17 protein-coding genes are annotated in these 14,431 nt (G+C 73.6%); 10 read left to right on the top strand and 7 right to left on the bottom strand.

Annotated features, from left to right (window positions below; translation table 11 throughout):
- Positions 1 to 144 precede the first annotated feature (144 nt).
- Positions 145 to 1,668 (top strand): TldD/PmbA family protein, encoded by a 1,524-nt coding sequence (locus K7472_RS22040; protein WP_222980239.1) that lies wholly within the window; start codon positions 145 to 147, stop codon positions 1,666 to 1,668.
- Positions 1,665 to 3,056 (top strand): TldD/PmbA family protein, encoded by a 1,392-nt coding sequence (locus tag K7472_RS22035; protein ID WP_222980238.1) that lies wholly within the window; start codon positions 1,665 to 1,667, stop codon positions 3,054 to 3,056. Before K7472_RS22040 ends, K7472_RS22035 begins: the two co-directional genes overlap by 4 nt.
- Before the next feature lie 12 nt (positions 3,057 to 3,068).
- Here the strand turns inward: K7472_RS22035 and K7472_RS22030 are convergent, their stop codons facing one another.
- On the bottom strand, positions 3,069 to 3,359 hold the full coding sequence (locus K7472_RS22030) for a GlsB/YeaQ/YmgE family stress response membrane protein (protein ID WP_222980237.1): 291 nt from the start codon (positions 3,357 to 3,359) through the stop codon (positions 3,069 to 3,071).
- Positions 3,360 to 3,575: 216 nt separating this feature from the next.
- On the opposite strand from K7472_RS22030, the gene K7472_RS22025 reads away from it, so the two are divergent.
- Positions 3,576 to 3,962, top strand: coding sequence for a DUF3099 domain-containing protein (locus K7472_RS22025; protein ID WP_222980236.1), 387 nt, complete (start codon positions 3,576 to 3,578; stop codon positions 3,960 to 3,962).
- Positions 3,963 to 4,177: 215 nt separating this feature from the next.
- Complete coding sequence (locus tag K7472_RS22020; RefSeq protein ID WP_222980235.1) at positions 4,178 to 4,405, top strand: hypothetical protein; 228 nt, start codon at positions 4,178 to 4,180, stop codon at positions 4,403 to 4,405.
- An 84-nt stretch (positions 4,406 to 4,489) separates the two neighbouring features.
- Here K7472_RS22020 and moaA read toward each other — a convergent pair whose 3' ends face one another.
- Complete coding sequence (gene moaA / locus K7472_RS22015; RefSeq protein ID WP_222980234.1) at positions 4,490 to 5,479, bottom strand: GTP 3',8-cyclase MoaA; 990 nt, start codon at positions 5,477 to 5,479, stop codon at positions 4,490 to 4,492.
- A gap of 234 nt (positions 5,480 to 5,713) precedes the next feature.
- Here moaA and K7472_RS22010 point away from each other — a divergent pair, with 234 nt between their 5' ends.
- A complete protein-coding gene (locus K7472_RS22010; protein ID WP_222980233.1) occupies positions 5,714 to 5,947 on the top strand; it encodes a hypothetical protein in 234 nt (77 codons plus the stop codon).
- A 66-nt stretch (positions 5,948 to 6,013) separates the two neighbouring features.
- Here K7472_RS22010 and K7472_RS22005 read toward each other — a convergent pair whose 3' ends face one another.
- Complete coding sequence (locus K7472_RS22005) at positions 6,014 to 7,057, bottom strand: zinc-dependent alcohol dehydrogenase family protein (protein WP_222980232.1); 1,044 nt, start codon at positions 7,055 to 7,057, stop codon at positions 6,014 to 6,016.
- A gap of 336 nt (positions 7,058 to 7,393) precedes the next feature.
- Between K7472_RS22005 and K7472_RS22000 the strand changes: the two genes are divergently transcribed.
- From K7472_RS22000 to K7472_RS21980, 5 genes are all read left to right on the top strand, one after another.
- The gene (locus K7472_RS22000; RefSeq protein WP_222980231.1) at positions 7,394 to 8,398 is read left to right on the top strand and encodes a DEDDh family exonuclease; all 1,005 of its coding nucleotides are present in this window, start codon (positions 7,394 to 7,396) and stop codon (positions 8,396 to 8,398) included.
- A 121-nt stretch (positions 8,399 to 8,519) separates the two neighbouring features.
- Positions 8,520 to 8,768 (top strand): metallothionein, encoded by a 249-nt coding sequence (locus tag K7472_RS21995; RefSeq protein ID WP_222980230.1) that lies wholly within the window; start codon positions 8,520 to 8,522, stop codon positions 8,766 to 8,768.
- A gap of 144 nt (positions 8,769 to 8,912) precedes the next feature.
- The gene (locus K7472_RS21990; protein WP_222980229.1) at positions 8,913 to 9,848 is read left to right on the top strand and encodes an SURF1 family cytochrome oxidase biogenesis protein; all 936 of its coding nucleotides are present in this window, start codon (positions 8,913 to 8,915) and stop codon (positions 9,846 to 9,848) included.
- A gap of 95 nt (positions 9,849 to 9,943) precedes the next feature.
- Entirely contained in the window at positions 9,944 to 11,806 is a 1,863-nt protein-coding gene (locus tag K7472_RS21985) for a glycoside hydrolase family 15 protein (protein ID WP_222980228.1), read from the top strand.
- Between the two features lie 4 nt (positions 11,807 to 11,810).
- The gene (locus K7472_RS21980; protein ID WP_222980227.1) at positions 11,811 to 12,575 is read left to right on the top strand and encodes an SDR family oxidoreductase; all 765 of its coding nucleotides are present in this window, start codon (positions 11,811 to 11,813) and stop codon (positions 12,573 to 12,575) included.
- Between the two features lie 29 nt (positions 12,576 to 12,604).
- Here the strand turns inward: K7472_RS21980 and amaP are convergent, their stop codons facing one another.
- Genes amaP through K7472_RS21960 form a run of 4 tightly spaced genes read right to left on the bottom strand, consistent with a single transcriptional unit; the run spans position 12,605 to position 14,421 of the window.
- Positions 12,605 to 13,201 carry an alkaline shock response membrane anchor protein AmaP gene (gene amaP, locus K7472_RS21975; protein ID WP_222980226.1) on the bottom strand — a complete coding sequence of 199 codons (597 nt, stop codon included), beginning with the start codon at positions 13,199 to 13,201 and terminating at the stop codon, positions 12,605 to 12,607.
- 7 nt (positions 13,202 to 13,208) lie between these two features.
- A complete protein-coding gene (locus K7472_RS21970; protein WP_222980225.1) occupies positions 13,209 to 13,811 on the bottom strand; it encodes a DUF6286 domain-containing protein in 603 nt (200 codons plus the stop codon).
- Complete coding sequence (locus K7472_RS21965; protein ID WP_308014025.1) at positions 13,808 to 14,206, bottom strand: hypothetical protein; 399 nt, start codon at positions 14,204 to 14,206, stop codon at positions 13,808 to 13,810. The genes K7472_RS21970 and K7472_RS21965 overlap by 4 nt, the downstream gene beginning before the upstream one ends.
- On the bottom strand, positions 14,203 to 14,421 hold the full coding sequence (locus tag K7472_RS21960) for a hypothetical protein (protein ID WP_222980224.1): 219 nt from the start codon (positions 14,419 to 14,421) through the stop codon (positions 14,203 to 14,205). Before K7472_RS21960 ends, K7472_RS21965 begins: the two co-directional genes overlap by 4 nt.
- Between the last annotated feature and the right edge of the window lie 10 nt (positions 14,422 to 14,431).

Genomic DNA, 14,431 nt, shown 5'->3' with positions numbered 1-14,431 from the left:
CAGGGGCGCACGGCACCCGCTGTGGGGTCCCTACAGAAATCCACAGGCCGCCCCGGATGTCACAGCGGCATGATTCACTGCGGGCAGTCGCCGAGAGCGGTACGCGACGGGTGGATACGTGACGGGCGAGAAGGGGAGGCCGCCGTGCCCCAGGAGATCGACGAGTCGTTTCTGGCGCTGCCGCTGAGGGCGCTGGCCGACGCGGCGCTGGCGCGGGCCAGGGCGCTGGGCGCCGACCACGCGGACTTCCGGTTCGAGCGGGTCCGCAGCGCGTCCTGGCGGTTGCGCGACGCCAGGCCCTCCGGCTCTTCCGACGTGACCGAGACCGGTTACGCGGTGCGCGTCGTGCACGGGGGCGCCTGGGGATTCGCCTCCGGTGTCGAGATGACGATGGACGGCGCGGCCCGGGTGGCGGGCCAGGCGGTAGCGATGGCCAGGCTGTCCGCCGAGGTGAGCGCGGCGGCCGGGACGGACGACCGGGTGGAGCTGGCCGCCGAGCCGGTGCACGCGGACCGGGTGTGGGTCTCGGCGTACGAGGTCAACCCGTTCGAGGTGCCGGACAAGGAGAAGACCGGGCTGCTGGCTCAGTTCAGCTCCCGGCTGCTCGGCGCGGACGGCGTCAGCCACGCGGACGCGTCGCTGATGACCGTGCAGGAGAACAAGTTCTACGCGGACAGCGCCGGGACCACCACGACCCAGCAGCGCGTGCGGCTGCACCCGGAGTTCACGGCGGTCGCGGTGGACGCCGACGGCGGCTTCGACTCGATGCGCACGGTCGCGCCGCCGGTCGGCCGCGGCTGGGAGTACCTGACCGGCACCGGCTGGGACTGGGACCGCGAGCTGGCCGAGATCCCCGAGCTGCTGGCCCAGAAGATGGCCGCGCCGAGCGTCGAGCCGGGCTCGTACGACCTGGTCGTCGACCCGTCGAACCTGTGGCTGACCATCCACGAGTCGATCGGCCACGCCACCGAGCTGGACCGCGCGCTGGGCTACGAGGCGGCCTACGCGGGGACCTCGTTCGCCACCTTCGACCAGCTGGGCACGCTGCGCTACGGCTCGTCCGTGATGAACGTGACCGGCGACCGCACCGCCGAGCACGGCCTGGCCACCGTCGGGTTCGACGACGAGGGTGTGGCCGCGCAGTCCTGGGACCTGGTCAAGGACGGCACGCTGGTGGGCTACCAGCTCGACCGCCGCATCGCCCGCCGCTGCGGCTTCGAGCGGTCCAACGGCTGCGCCTTCGCGGACTCCCCGTCGCACGTGCCGGTGCAGCGGATGGCCAACGTCTCGCTCGCCCCCGCGCCGGACGGGCCGTCCACCGAGGAGCTGATCGGCCGGGTGGAGCGCGGGCTGTACCTGGTCGGTGACCGCTCCTGGTCCATCGACATGCAGCGCTACAATTTTCAGTTCACCGCGCAGAGGGCGTTCCGTATCGAGAACGGTGAACTCGCGGGCCAGGTGCGGGATTTCGCCTATCAGGCGACCACCACGGATTTCTGGGGCTCGATGGAGGCGGTCGGCGGACCGCAGACGTATGTGCTGGGCGGCGCTTTCAATTGCGGCAAGGCGCAGCCGGGGCAGGTGGCGGCTGTCAGCCACGGCTGCCCCTCGGCGTTGTTCCGCGGCGTCAACATTCTCAACACCACGCAGGAGGCGGGTCGTTCATGAGTCGTTCCACCCCCGCGCACGAAATCGTCGAGCGCGCCCTGGAGTTGTCGCGGGCCGACGGCTGTGTCGTGATCGCCGACGAGGGGTCCACCGCCAATCTGCGCTGGGCCCGCAACGCGCTCACCACGAACGGCGTGACCCGGGACCGCACGGTCACCGTCATCGCCACGGTGAACGGCGCGCAGGGCACCGCGTCCGGTGTGGTGTCGCGTTCCGCGGTCGGCGTGGACGAGCTGGAGGGGCTGGTGCGCCTGGCGGAGGACGCGGCGCGGGACGGCGGGCCCGCGGAGGACGCGCAGCCGCTGGTGGCGGGCGGGGCGGCGCAGGCCGGGTTCACCGAGCCGCCGGCCGAGACGTCCTCCGAGGTGTTCGCCGCGTTCGCGCCGGCGCTGGGCGAGTCGTTCGCCGCCGCGCGCGAGGGCGGCCGGGAGCTGTACGGCTTCGCGTACCACTCGGTGGTCTCCAGCTACCTGGGCAGCTCCACCGGTCTGCGGCTGCGGCACGACCAGCCCACCGGGACGCTGGAGCTGAACGCCAAGTCGCCGGACGGTTCCCGCTCGGCGTGGGCGGGCGCGGCCACCCGGGACTTCGCCGACGTCGATCCCAGGACGCTGGAGGGGGACCTGGCGGAGCGGCTGCGCTGGGCCGAACGCAGGGTGGAGCTGCCCGCGGGGCGCTACGAGACGCTGCTGCCGCCCAGCGCGGTGGCCGACATGATGGTGTACCAGTTCTGGTCGTCGACCGCCCGCGAGGCGGCGGAGGGGCGCACGGTGTTCAGCAGGCCGGGCGGCGGCACGCGGATCGGCGACGAGCTGTCCGGGCTGCCGGTGGACCTCTACAGCGACCCGCACGCCGAGGGTTTGGAGGCGGCGCCGTTCGTCCTCGCCCACTCCTCCGGCGACAGCGCGTCGGCGTTCGACAACGGGCTGCCGCTGGAGCGCACCGACTGGGTCCGCGACGGCGTGCTCAACCGCCTGATCACCACGCGGCACTCGGCGGAGCTGACCGGACTGCCGGTCGCCCCGGCCCACGACAACCTGATCCTGGACGCGGGCGGCACGAAGTCGCTCCAGGAGATGGTCGCGGGCACCGAGCGCGGGCTGCTGCTGACCTGCCTGTGGTACATCCGCGAGGTGGACCCGGCGACGCTGCTGCTCACCGGCCTGACCCGGGACGGCGTCTACCTCGTGGAGAACGGCGAGGTGACCGGCGTGGTCAACAACTTCCGCTTCAACGAGTCCCCGGTGGACCTGCTCGGCCGGGCGACCGAGGCGGGCCGCACGGAGCGCACCCTGCCGCGCGAGTGGAGCGACTGGTTCACCCGCGCCGCGACCCCGGCCCTGCGCGTCCCGGACTTCAACATGAGCTCGGTGAGCCAGGGGGTCTGAGCGGGGGACGGCTCAGCGGGTGGAGCGTCTGGCGGTGCTCTTGTTGCCACGGAGGGACAGGTAGAGCGGGGTGCCCACGGCGACGATGAGGACCGCGCCGGCCAGTTGGAGGATGTGGCGGGTCCAGTCGATGCCCTTGGTGCTGTTCACGCCGGCCCAGGTGGCGACCGCGTTGCCCAGGATGCTGCCGAGGATGCCGTAGACCGTGGTCAGCCACAGCGGGATGGGCTGCCTGCCCGGCAGGATCGCCCTGGCGATCACTCCCAGCACCAGCCCGACGATGATCGCCCACAACCAGCCCATGGTCTCTCCTCACGTCCGGCGTCGGCACGCCCTTGGGGCCAGTGTGGGTCCGGGTCGGCCGGGCCGCATGCGGGCCTGCGCCGTACGCCGTACGGCGCAGGCCGGACGCCGCTGACCGGGCGCACCCCGGTCTCGTAGCCTGCGCATCCGCGGCGTACCGTGTGAGATGTCCGGACGGGGAGGATTCCGGCATCGACCAGCGGACGGTGGAACGTCATGTGGAAGCGCAGTGCCCCCGACGTCTTCCCCATCTCGGGGGCGCGGGTGGGTCTCACCGCCGACGTCCGCGGCCGGCAGCGACGCTATGTGATCTCGATGTCGATCCGCACGGTCTGCGTGCTGCTCGCCATCCTGCTGTGGCACGTCGCGGTGGTGTTCGCGGCGATCGCCCTGGTCCTGGGCGCGGCCCTGCCGTATATCGCGGTGGTGATCGCCAACGCCGGGCGGGAGAACGGCTCGCCGCTGCCTCCGGCGATGGTGCCCGCGCCCACCCGCAGGCTGCTGGAGGCCGGCGAACCGCGCGCTTCGCAGGACGTCGCGGAATGCGAGGCGGAGTCCGGTGCGGAACGCGACGAGTGGAGCTCCGGCGGCGGACCTCGCTGACCTGGCCGCTTACCGAAAGCTCAAGAAAAGCTCAGATCAATCCCGTCGTTCGGCTGCCGCCGCGGGGTGGGTGCGTGACATACTTCGTACGCGCTCCGCATCCCCCGTCGGAGCGACGGACCGACGCCGGGCGGCTCCCCCCGTGGCTGCCCGGCGTCGTCTTCATCTCCCACCGCGATCCGCCCTCTGACCGGCCCGCCTGTAGGGTTTCGGGCATGGATTCCGTCGCCGCCGAGAAGCCGATGTGCTCAGCCAAGGGCTGCCGGGCCGACGCCGAGTGGGTCCTCGCGTGGAACAACCCGAAGGTGCACACGCCCGAGCGGCGCAAGACGTGGCTGGCGTGCGAGGAGCACCGGGAGCACCTGTCGAAGTTCCTGGGCGTCCGGGGTTTCCTCAAGGACGTGGTCCCGCTGGCCGAATGGCACTCCGACAGCCCGGCGTGAAGCCCGGGCGCGGGCGGCGGCGCTGATCCCGCGTCAGCACACAGCGGCGGCGCGCGGGGCCGACCCGCGCACCGCTGACCCCCGTCAGCCGCCGATCGCCGACATCGGGCGCTGCGGCTGGAGGAACGTCGGGTCGTCGAGTCCTGAGCCGGCCTTCTTGCCCCACATCGCGGCCTGCCACAGCCGGACCATCTCCTCGTCGCTCGCGCCCTCGCGCAGCGCGGTGCGCAGGTCGCTCTCCTCGCGGGCGAACAGGCAGTTGCGGACCTGGCCGTCGGCGGTGAGCCGGGTGCGGTCGCAGGCGCGGCAGAACGGCCGGGTGACGGAGGCTATGACGCCGACCCGGGCGGGGCCGCCGTCCACCAGCCAGCGTTCGGCGGGGGCCGAGCCGCGTTCGTCGGACCGCTCCGGGGTGAGGGCGAAGCGCTCGCCGAGGGAGCGCAGGATCTCCTCGGCGGTGACCATGTCCTCGCGCTGCCAGCCGTGCTGGGCGTCCAGCGGCATCTGCTCGATGAACCGCAGCTCGTAGCGGTGCTCCAGCGCCCAGGCGAGCAGGTCGGGGGCCTCGTCGTCGTTGACGCCGCGCATCAGCACGCTGTTGATCTTCACGGGGGCGAGACCGGCCGCGCGGGCGGCGTCGAGGCCCGCGATGACGTCGTGGTGGCGGTTGCGGCGGGTGAGCCGGTGGAAGACCTCGGGGCGCAGGGTGTCGAGCGAGACGTTGACCCGGTCGAGCCCGGCGTCCCGCAGCGCGTCGGCCGTGCGGGCCAGGCCGATGCCGTTGGTGGTCAGCGATATCGAGGGGCGCGGGCGCAGGGCGGCGCAGCGCTCCACGATGCCGACGAGCCCCGGCCGCAGCAGCGGTTCGCCGCCGGTGAAGCGCACCTCGGTGACGCCGAGCCGGGTGACGGCGATGGTGACGAGCCGGACGATCTCGTCATCGGTCAGCAGCTCGGGCTTCGCCAGCCATTGCAGCCCCTCTTCCGGCATGCAGTACGTGCAGCGCAGGTTGCAGCGGTCGGTGAGCGAGACCCTCAGGTCGGTGGCGACCCGCCCGTAGGTGTCGAGCAACATGGGCTCCGCCTCCCCTCATGGGCGCCTGACACGCCCGATACCCCTGATGTCCTGCTTCGTGAACCAGCGTAGATCCACCGTCGGACATTCCCGGCCGGACGCCCGCAGCGTACGCGACGACCAGCGCTTTACAACAGATTGTTGAAGGAATTGGTGATGGCGCCGAGGGTCCGGCGGCGGCACCGGGAGGTCCTCGCGGCGACACCGACGGCCTTGCGGATCGTTGTACGGGGTGTGAGCGCGTCGCAGACCTCCCCGCCGCCGGTCCCGGGCAAGCGTCCGTACGGAGCCGTGCGGCTGCCCTGTCCCGTGCCGGAGCCGGCCCGCCCGCAGGAGCCGGCCCGTACCAGCGGCCGGGCGCCTCGCGGTGCGGGCGCGGCGCCCGGCGGCTGGTACGGGCCCGAGGTCACGCTGCCCCTGCTGTCCTGGGGCGCCCTGCGCGACGGCACGCGCGAGCGCGGGGCCTGACGGAGGCGCCCCCGGACGCCCGGGCGCCCCCCTCGCGGGCGCAGCCCTCCACAGGCGTCGTTCGCCCTACAGCTTGATCAGGACCTTCAGCGCCGTCCGTTCGTCCATCGCGCGGTAGCCGTCCGGCACCGCGTCCAGGTCGACCTGGAGGTCGAAGACCGGTGCCGGGTCGATGGCGCCGCTGAGCACGTCCGGCAGCAGCTCGGGGATGTAGGTGCGCACCGGCGCCACGCCGCCGCGCAGCGCGATGTTGCGGCCGAACATCTCGCCGAGGTCCAGGCCGGTGCCGCTGCCGTGCGGCACGCCCACGTAGCCGATGGCCCCGCCGTCGCGGGTGATGCCGACCGCCGTGCGCATCGACTGCTCGGTGCCGACCGCCTCGATGACGGCGTGCGCGCCCTCGCCGCCGGTCAGCTCGCGCACCGCCGCGACGGCCGCCTCGCCCCGTTCGGCGACCACGTCGGTGGCGCCGAAGGTGCGGGCCAGGTCAGTACGGGCCTGGTGGCGGCCGAGCGCGATGATCCGTTCCGCGCCGAGCCGCTTGGCGGCCAGCACGCCGCACAGCCCCACGGCGCCGTCGCCGACCACCGCGACCGTCGCACCGGCCCGCACGCCCGCGCCCACGGCGGCGTGGTGGCCGGTGCCGAGCACGTCGGAGAGGGTGAGCAGACCTGCCAGCAGGTGGTCGTCACCGGCCGCTTCGGCGGGCAGGCCGACCAGCGTGGCGTCGGCGAACGGCACCCGCACGTACTCGCCCTGACCGCCGTCCGAGCCCGGCGTGCCCCAGAAGCCGCCGTGCGGGCAGGAGGTGGTCAGTCCGTCCTTGCAGTACGCGCACACGCCGTCGGACCAGACGAACGGGGCGACGACCAGGTCGCCGCGGGAGAAGCCGGACACCTCGGAGCCGGTCTCCTCGATCACTCCGAGGAACTCGTGGCCTATACGCTGCCCGGGCTCGCGCGCCGCCTCGCCGCGGTACGCCCACAGGTCGCTGCCGCAGACGCAGGCGCGCAGCACCCGTACGATCGCGTCGCCGGACCGCTGGATCACCGGGTCGGGCACCTGGCGTACCTGGATGTCGTGGGGGGCCTGGATGACGGTCGCGCGCATGGTGGTTCCTCGGCGTTGGGGGACTCGCGGTGCGGCCGGTCGCGAGGACCGGCCGGAGGGTGTCAACCGGCGAGGGGCCCCGCTTGTTCCGGCCCGCCGGTGTCGAACCGGCCACATCGCCGGTTGACGTCGCGTCAGCTCGCGGCCCGTCGCACGCGTCGGCGACGGTCGTCCCACACCCCCGCGAAGTCCGGCAAGCCGGACGGATCGGACGCAAACCGGACCGAAAGCCCCTCAGTTTCCTTGCGCGGTCGGCCTCGTGGAGCCGGGCGCGGCGGTCCGCGAACGGATCCGGTCGGTACGGGACTGTCAGTGGGTGCCCGTATTCTCAGGGCCATGCTGGACGATCACACCGAGCCGCCGCCGCTTCCGCCCTCCCCGTGGCCGACCGCCTACCCGGACGGGTACGCGGTGGTGGACGTGGAGACCACCGGTCTCGGCCGCGACGACCGCATAGTGTCCGCGGCGGTCTACCGGCTCGACGCGCACGGCCACGTCCAGGACCAGTGGTACTCGCCGGTCAACCCGCAGCGTGACCCGGGTCCGGTGTGGATCCACGGGCTCACCAGCGACGCGCTCGCCGACGCGCCGCTCTTCGCCGAGGTGGCCGACCAGTTGGCGGAGCGGCTGTCCGGCCGGGTGCTGGTCGCGCACAACGCGGTGTTCGACTGGTCGATGCTGGCCCGCGAGTTCGCCAGGGCGGACCGCTCGGTCCCGGTGGAGCACCGGCTGTGCACCATCGTGCTCTCCAAGGAACTGCGGCTGCCGCTGGCCAACCACAAGCTGGAGACGCTCGCCGCGCACTACGGCGTCGTGCAGCGCCGGGCGCACCACGCGCTGGACGACGCCCGGGTGCTGGCCGAGGCGTTCCGCCCCACGCTGTACCTGGCGGCCGCCGCCGGGATGCGGCTGCCGCTGCACGCCTGCCGCCCGCTCACCGAGTGGTCGCCCGCCGGGGGGCCGTTGCGCTCCGCCGGTTACGCGCCGACGAGTTGGCGCAACCACCGCAAGCGCCCGTCCTGCCCGTTCCCCAACCCGGGGCGGCTGGCGCCGGGCGGGCCGCTGGTGCAGGGGATGCGGGTGGCGTTCTCCGGCGACACCGGCGTCGACCGCGAACTGCTGGAGGACCGGGCGACGGAGGCCGGGCTGCATGTGGCGTCCAGCGTCTCGCGGCTGACCAGTGTGCTGGTGACCAACGATCCGGACTCCGCGACCGGCAAGGTGGTCAGCGCCCGGCGGTTCGGCACGCCGGTGGTGGACGAGGCGCGCTTCCGCGAACTGCTGGTGGCCGTCGAGCGCGCCCCCTCGGTGCCCGAGCCGCGCGACGGCGCGGGCGGCTGACCCCGGGACCCGGCAGGCCGTACGCGGACGCCGGAGCGCCGGTAGGCCGTACGGGCGGAAGTCGCGGCGACCCGCCCGGCACGCCGTTGTCACCGCCCGGCGCCGCCCGCACCCTGGCGCCATGGCACGTTGCGAGGTCTGCGGAAACGACTACGGCATGAGCTTCGAGGTGCACGCGCAGGGCGCGGTGCACGTCTTCGACTGCTTCGAGTGCGCGATCCACCGCATGGCGCCGATCTGCGAGCACTGCCGGGTGCAGATCGTCGGCCACGGCGTCGAGGCGAGCGGCCGGTGGTTCTGCTGCGCCCACTGCGCCAAGGCGGAGGGCGCCGACGGCATCGTGGACCGGGTGGGCGCGCTGCCCGCGTGACGGCCCGCGCTCTGTCCGGTACGGGTCCGCGAGCAGGGCGGACGCGGCCCGGCGCCCTTCGCTGAAACCGCGCGGCGCCCCTCTCCGGAACCGGGCGGCGACCCTCGCTGAAACCGCGCGGGGACCGAGTTGTACCGTCGTGGGGTGTACCGCTTCCTGTTGACCAGGCAATGGGTGATCCTCACCCTCGTCGGTCTCGTCCTGATGCCCGTCATGGTGGAGCTGGGCATCTGGCAGATGCACCGCCACGAGCGGGAGAACGCCAACAACAGCCTGATCGCCCGCAGCCTCGCCGCGCCCTCCGTGCCGGTGGAGAAGCTGACCTCCCCGGGCACGAAGGTTCCGGCGGACGACAACTTCCGCACCGTCACCGCCACCGGGCACTACGACCCGGCGCACCAGGTGGTGGTGCGGCACCGCACCTCGGCCGACGACTCCACCATCGGCTTCTACCTGGTCACCCCGCTGATCCTGGACGACGGCAAGGCCGTGCTGGTCAACCGGGGGTGGATCGCCTCGCAGGAGGACCCGACCAGCTTCCCGACCGTGCCGGCCACGCCGAAGGGCCAGGTGACGATCACCGGGCGCATCCGGCCGGACGAGACCACGGCGAGCACCAGCATCGAGGACAAGAAGGGGCTCCCGCCGCGGCAGATCATGCTGATCAACAGCGACAAGCTGCGCGGTCAGCTGTCCGAGCCGCTGCTGCACGGCTACGTCGAGGTCACGCACACCTCCCCCGCGGCGCCCGCGGGCCAGCCGCAGCAGGTGCCGCCCCCGACCCCCGGTGACACCGACGGCGGCTACAGCCCGCCGCACCTGGCGTACGCCTGGCAGTGGTGGCTGTTCGTGATCATGGTGCCGGTGGGCTGGCTGATTCTGGTCCGCCGTGAGCACCGCGACCAGGTGGCCAAGCGCGACAAGGCCCGGGCCGAGGCGGCCGGCGGCGACGACCCGCCCACCGATGACGAACCCCGGGCGAACGCCGACGACGCCGCCGACCAGAGCGGCAAGGAGCCGCAGACGGCCGCCGCCGGGGCCCCCGCCGACCAGCGCGCCGCCGCGCCGGACGCCGAGTAGCCGGTCCGCGGCCGCCGTCCCGCCCACGTCATGACGGCCGCGGCAAGTATCCTTCGGGACTCACTCGGTCGGACATCTGCGAGGAAGGCGGCACCGTGACGGGACGTATCGAGGACTACGCGGTGATCGGCGATCTGCAGACCGCCGCGCTGGTCGGCAGGGACGGTTCGATCGACTGGCTCTGCCTGCCCCGGTTCGACTCCGCCGCCTGCTTCGCCGCCCTCCTCGGCGACCACGACAACGGGCACTGGCGGATCGCGCCCGCCGGCAGCCACGGCACGCACTGCACCCGCCGCGCCTACCGGGACGACAGCCTGGTGCTGGAGACGTTCTGGGAGACGCCGTCCGGCACCGTCAAGGTGATCGACTTCATGCCGCAGCGCGACCACCGCCCGGACGTGGTCCGCATCGTGGAGGGCGTCTCGGGCACCGTACGGATGCACGGCAGGCTGCGGCTGCGCTTCGACTACGGCAACGTGGTGCCGTGGATGCGCCGCACCGACCACACCCGGGTGGCGGTCGCGGGCCCGGACTCGGTGTGGTTCCGCAGCACGCCCGAGGTGCACACGTACGGCAAGGACTTCACGACCCACTCCGAGTTCGAGGTGGGCGCGGGCGAGCGGGTCGCGTTCGTGCTGTCCTGGCACCCGTCGCACGAGCCGCGCGCCAAGCTGGTCGATCCGTTCCGGGCGCTGGAGCAGTCCCTGAAGGACTGGCACAAGTGGGCCGACCGCTGCCGGTACGAGGGCCCGTGGCGGGACGCCGTGGTGCGGTCGCTGATAACGCTCAAGGCGCTCACGTACGCGCCCACCGGCGGCATCGTCGCGGCGGCCACCACCTCGCTGCCGGAGGAGATCGGCGGGGTGCGCAACTGGGACTACCGCTTCTGCTGGCTGCGGGACTCCACGCTGACGCTGGGCGCGCTGGTGGAGAGCGGCTACCTGAAGGAGGCGGCCGCGTGGCGCGACTGGCTGCTGCGCGCGGTCGCGGGCGATCCGGCGGACCTCCAGATCATGTACGGCATCGCGGGTGAGCGGCGGCTGCCGGAGTCCGAGGTGCCGTGGCTGTCCGGCTACGAGGGCTCCGCGCCGGTGCGCATCGGCAACGCGGCCGTCAACCAGCTCCAACTGGACGTCTACGGCGAGGTCATGGACTCGCTGCACCTGGCGTCCACCGCGGGACTGCCGCACAAGAAGCACGCCTGGAACCTCCAGCGCTCGCTGATGGACTTCCTGGAGTCCAACTGGCGTGATCCGGACGAGGGGTTGTGGGAGATCCGCGGGCCCCGGCAGCACTTCACCCACTCCAAGGTGATGGCGTGGGTGGCCGCCGACCGCGCGGTGCGCACCGTCGAGGCCTTCCCCGAACTGCGCGGCGACGTCGACCGGTGGCGGGCGATGCGCGACGAGGTGCACCGCGAGGTGTGCGAGAAGGGCTACGACCCGGAACGCAACACCTTCACCCAGTCCTACGGCTCCACCGAACTGGACGCGGCGACCCTGCTGATCCCGCAGGTCGGCTTCCTGCCGGCGAGCGATCCGCGGGTGATAGGGACGGTCGACGCGGTACGCGACGAGCTGGACCACGGCGGTTTCGTGCGGCGGTACTCCACCGGAGAGGACGCCGCCGAGGCGGTGGACGGACTGCCGGGTGACGAGGGCGCTTTCCTGGCCTGCTCGTTCTGGATGGCGGACGCGCTGGCCGCGACCGGGCGGCTCAAGGACGCCCGCGAGCTGTTCGAACGGCTGCTGTCCCTGCGCAACGACGTGGGTCTGCTGGCCGAGGAGTGGGATCCGGTGGCGGCCCGCCAACTGGGCAACTATCCGCAGGCGTTCAGCCACGTCGGCCTGGTCAACACCGCGATCCGGCTGACCCGGGCGGAGAACGGCGGCCACGACCTGCCCTCGCACCGGGCGCACGGCGGCAAGAAGCACGAGCACGCGCGCAAGGAGGCGTGAGGGCATGGACCTCGGCCTGGACGGCAGGGTCTACGTGGTCACCGGCGGCACCCGTGGCCTCGGGTTCGCGACCGCGCGCGAACTGGCCGCGGACGGCGCCAGGGTGGTGGTCAGCGGCCGGGACGAGGCATCGGTCGACGCGGCCGTCGCCGGACTCGGCGGCAGCGAGCGGGCGTCGGGCGTCGCGGCCGACAACGCGGACCCGGCCACCCCCGACCGTCTGGTCGCGGCGGCCGTGGAGCGGTTCGGGCGCTTCGACGGCCTGCTGGTGAGCGTGGGCGGCCCGCCGGCCGGACCGGTCACCGCGATCGGCGACGAACAGTGGCGCGACGCCTTCGAGTCGGTCTTCCTCGGCGCGGTGCGGCTGGCCAGGACGGCCGCGCGGCGGCTGGGCGAGGGCGGCGTCATCGGCTTCGTGCTGTCCGGTTCGGTGTACGAGCCGATCGGCGGCCTCGCGGTCTCCAACGGGCTGCGCCCCGGTCTCGCGGGCGTGGCGAAGACGCTGGCCGACGAACTCGGGCCGCGCGGCGTGCGGGTGGTAGGTCTCCTGCCCGGGCGGGTGGACACCGACCGGGTGCGAGAGCTGGACGCGCAGCGCGGCGACGACCCGGCGCTCGTGCGCGACCGGGCCGGTGCCGCGATCCCGCTGCGCCGCTACGGGACGCCGCAGGAGTTCGGCAGGGCGGCGGCGTTCCTGCTCTCGCCCGCCGCCTCGTACGTGACGGGCACGACGCTGACGGTGGACGGCGGCGCCCGCCGCAGTTTCTGACGTCGCGTCAACTCGCGGGACGGGCAGGGCTATGCGAGCCGTCCGCCGCGCTCGCCCCCGGCGCGCAGCCGTACCTCGGCGGGCAACGCGTCGAGGCCCGCGCTCTCCCGCGCCCGGGCCAGCACGACCGCGTCGAGGTCGCGCACCACGTCGGTCGGCACCGCGCCCGGCTCGACCAGCAACGCCGCCCGGACCGCGGGGGCGGTGGCACGGCCGGTGAGGGTGAAGCGGGCGCGGGCCACTCCGGAGAGTTCCTCGGCGTCGGCGGCCAGCATCTCGGCCAGCGCCCGGCCGCCCAGCACCACGTCGCCCTCCGGCGCCTCCTGGAGGGTGATCCGCCCCGGCCTGCGAGTGCGGGCCTGCGCCAGCAGCCACCACAGCGCGACCACCACCAGCACCGACAGCACCGCGATGACGGCGGGCCACCACCAGGAGTGGCCGCGGTAGCGGGTGCGGGCGTGGTGGCTGAGCAGCACCGAGTGCGGGCCGCGGTACGGCCACCAGGACGGCAGGGTGAAGCCCAAACGGTGCGGCAGGTCGAGTCCCGGGACCAGCACCGCGACGCCGACGGCCAGCAGGACCAGCCCGATCAGGAACAGCAGCGTGCGGTTCGCGCGTGTCCGCATCCCCGGCTCACCTCCGCCCGGTCCGGCGCAGCGACAGCGTCACGAGCGGCGTGCCGGCCAGACCGAGGTCGCCCAGCGTCTCCGCGAGGGCCGCGTCGAGGTCGCCCCGTACCTCGTCCAGGTCACGGAAGTGGGAGTGCGCCCTGACCTTGATCCGCCGCCGGGTCACCGTGGCCCGCGCCGCGAACACGCCCGGCACCGACAGCACCCGCTGCCGCACCACCCCGGCCGCCGCGGTCCGGTCGAGCCCGGCGCGCACCGGTGCGGCGACCTGCCGCATGCGCAGCACCCCGCGCACGCCCGGGGTGAGCGCGAGCACGATCAGCCACAGCCCCAGCAGCACGGCGACGCCCGCGCCGATCAGCACCCACTGGTCGCGCAGCTGCCGGGTGGACAGCTGCCCGGCGAGCCGCACCCGCCAGGCCAGCGCGTGGCGTCCGGCGCGTACCGACGCCACGTCGTACAGCAGTGGCCCGGTGACCGCGAGCGCCAGCGCGGCGGTGACGGCGGCCGGGACCCTGCGGGCCGACCAGAACCGCCGGGCCCGGCTCGTCGGCGCCGCCTCGTAGGCGGTGGCACCGGCCGCCGGGGGCTCCTCCGGAGCGCTCATCGCACCCTCCTGCGCTCACTCCGGGCGGTGGCCGCCGAGTGGAGGCGTTCGACCTCGACGGAGACCTCGGGGACGTCCATGTCCACCAGTTCGCCGACTCGGGCCGCGACCCGCCCGCGCACCTCGGCGCACACGGCGCGGATGTCGGACGGGTAGCCGAGTTCGACGGCGAGCCTGACCCGGGCCAGGCCGCGGCCGCGCGCCCGCAGTTCGGCGGGGACGACGGTGACCATCGCCTGCGGCACCCGGCCGGGCGGCACGAGGTCGACGCGGGGTGCTCGGGCCAGGGCCTCGCGGGCCGCCTGCGCGGCGATCTTGGCGACCACCCGGTCCGCGACACGGGTGGCTCCGCGCTCGGCCGCGGGCAGACGGCCGAGCGGCAGCCCGGTGGTCACCGCAGCCTGTCGCGGTCGCGGGACCGGTGGTCCCGGGAGCGGAAGTCGCGGGACCGGAAGAAGTCGCCCGGTTCCAGGTCGCCGTCGAGGAACCGGCCGACCACGAAGCCCACCGCGCCCAGCGCGGCGACCAGCAGGAAGGCGGGGAAGCCGCCGAAGTACCCGGCGAATCCCAGGGCCATCCCGGCGATCATGCCCACCAGGGCTGTACTCATCCTGTGCTCC

This window comes from Streptantibioticus parmotrematis (genome assembly GCF_019890615.1).
GTDB lineage: Bacteria > Actinomycetota > Actinomycetes > Streptomycetales > Streptomycetaceae > Streptantibioticus_D > Streptantibioticus_D parmotrematis.
Note: the sequence above shows the minus strand (reverse complement) of the source record. Positions and strands in the feature narration are given on the sequence as shown.

What these genes read in the sequence shown, in the direction of transcription:
- K7472_RS21995 (WP_222980230.1), top strand. Translation starts at nt 8,520, where the DNA reads ATGGCACGTTGCGAGGTCTGCGGAAACGACTACGGCATGAGCTTCGAG.
- amaP (WP_222980226.1), bottom strand. Translation starts at nt 13,201, where the DNA reads ATGCGGACACGCGCGAACCGCACGCTGCTGTTCCTGATCGGGCTGGTC.
- K7472_RS21970 (WP_222980225.1), bottom strand. Translation starts at nt 13,811, where the DNA reads ATGAGCGCTCCGGAGGAGCCCCCGGCGGCCGGTGCCACCGCCTACGAG.
- K7472_RS21960 (WP_222980224.1), bottom strand. Translation starts at nt 14,421, where the DNA reads ATGAGTACAGCCCTGGTGGGCATGATCGCCGGGATGGCCCTGGGATTC.
- K7472_RS22030 (WP_222980237.1), bottom strand. Translation starts at nt 3,359, where the DNA reads ATGGGCTGGTTGTGGGCGATCATCGTCGGGCTGGTGCTGGGAGTGATC.
- K7472_RS22005 (WP_222980232.1), bottom strand. Translation starts at nt 7,057, where the DNA reads ATGCGCGCGACCGTCATCCAGGCCCCCCACGACATCCAGGTACGCCAG.
- K7472_RS22035 (WP_222980238.1), top strand. Translation starts at nt 1,665, where the DNA reads ATGAGTCGTTCCACCCCCGCGCACGAAATCGTCGAGCGCGCCCTGGAG.
- K7472_RS22000 (WP_222980231.1), top strand. Translation starts at nt 7,394, where the DNA reads ATGCTGGACGATCACACCGAGCCGCCGCCGCTTCCGCCCTCCCCGTGG.
- K7472_RS21980 (WP_222980227.1), top strand. Translation starts at nt 11,811, where the DNA reads ATGGACCTCGGCCTGGACGGCAGGGTCTACGTGGTCACCGGCGGCACC.
- K7472_RS22025 (WP_222980236.1), top strand. Translation starts at nt 3,576, where the DNA reads ATGTGGAAGCGCAGTGCCCCCGACGTCTTCCCCATCTCGGGGGCGCGG.
- K7472_RS22020 (WP_222980235.1), top strand. Translation starts at nt 4,178, where the DNA reads ATGGATTCCGTCGCCGCCGAGAAGCCGATGTGCTCAGCCAAGGGCTGC.
- moaA (WP_222980234.1), bottom strand. Translation starts at nt 5,479, where the DNA reads ATGTTGCTCGACACCTACGGGCGGGTCGCCACCGACCTGAGGGTCTCG.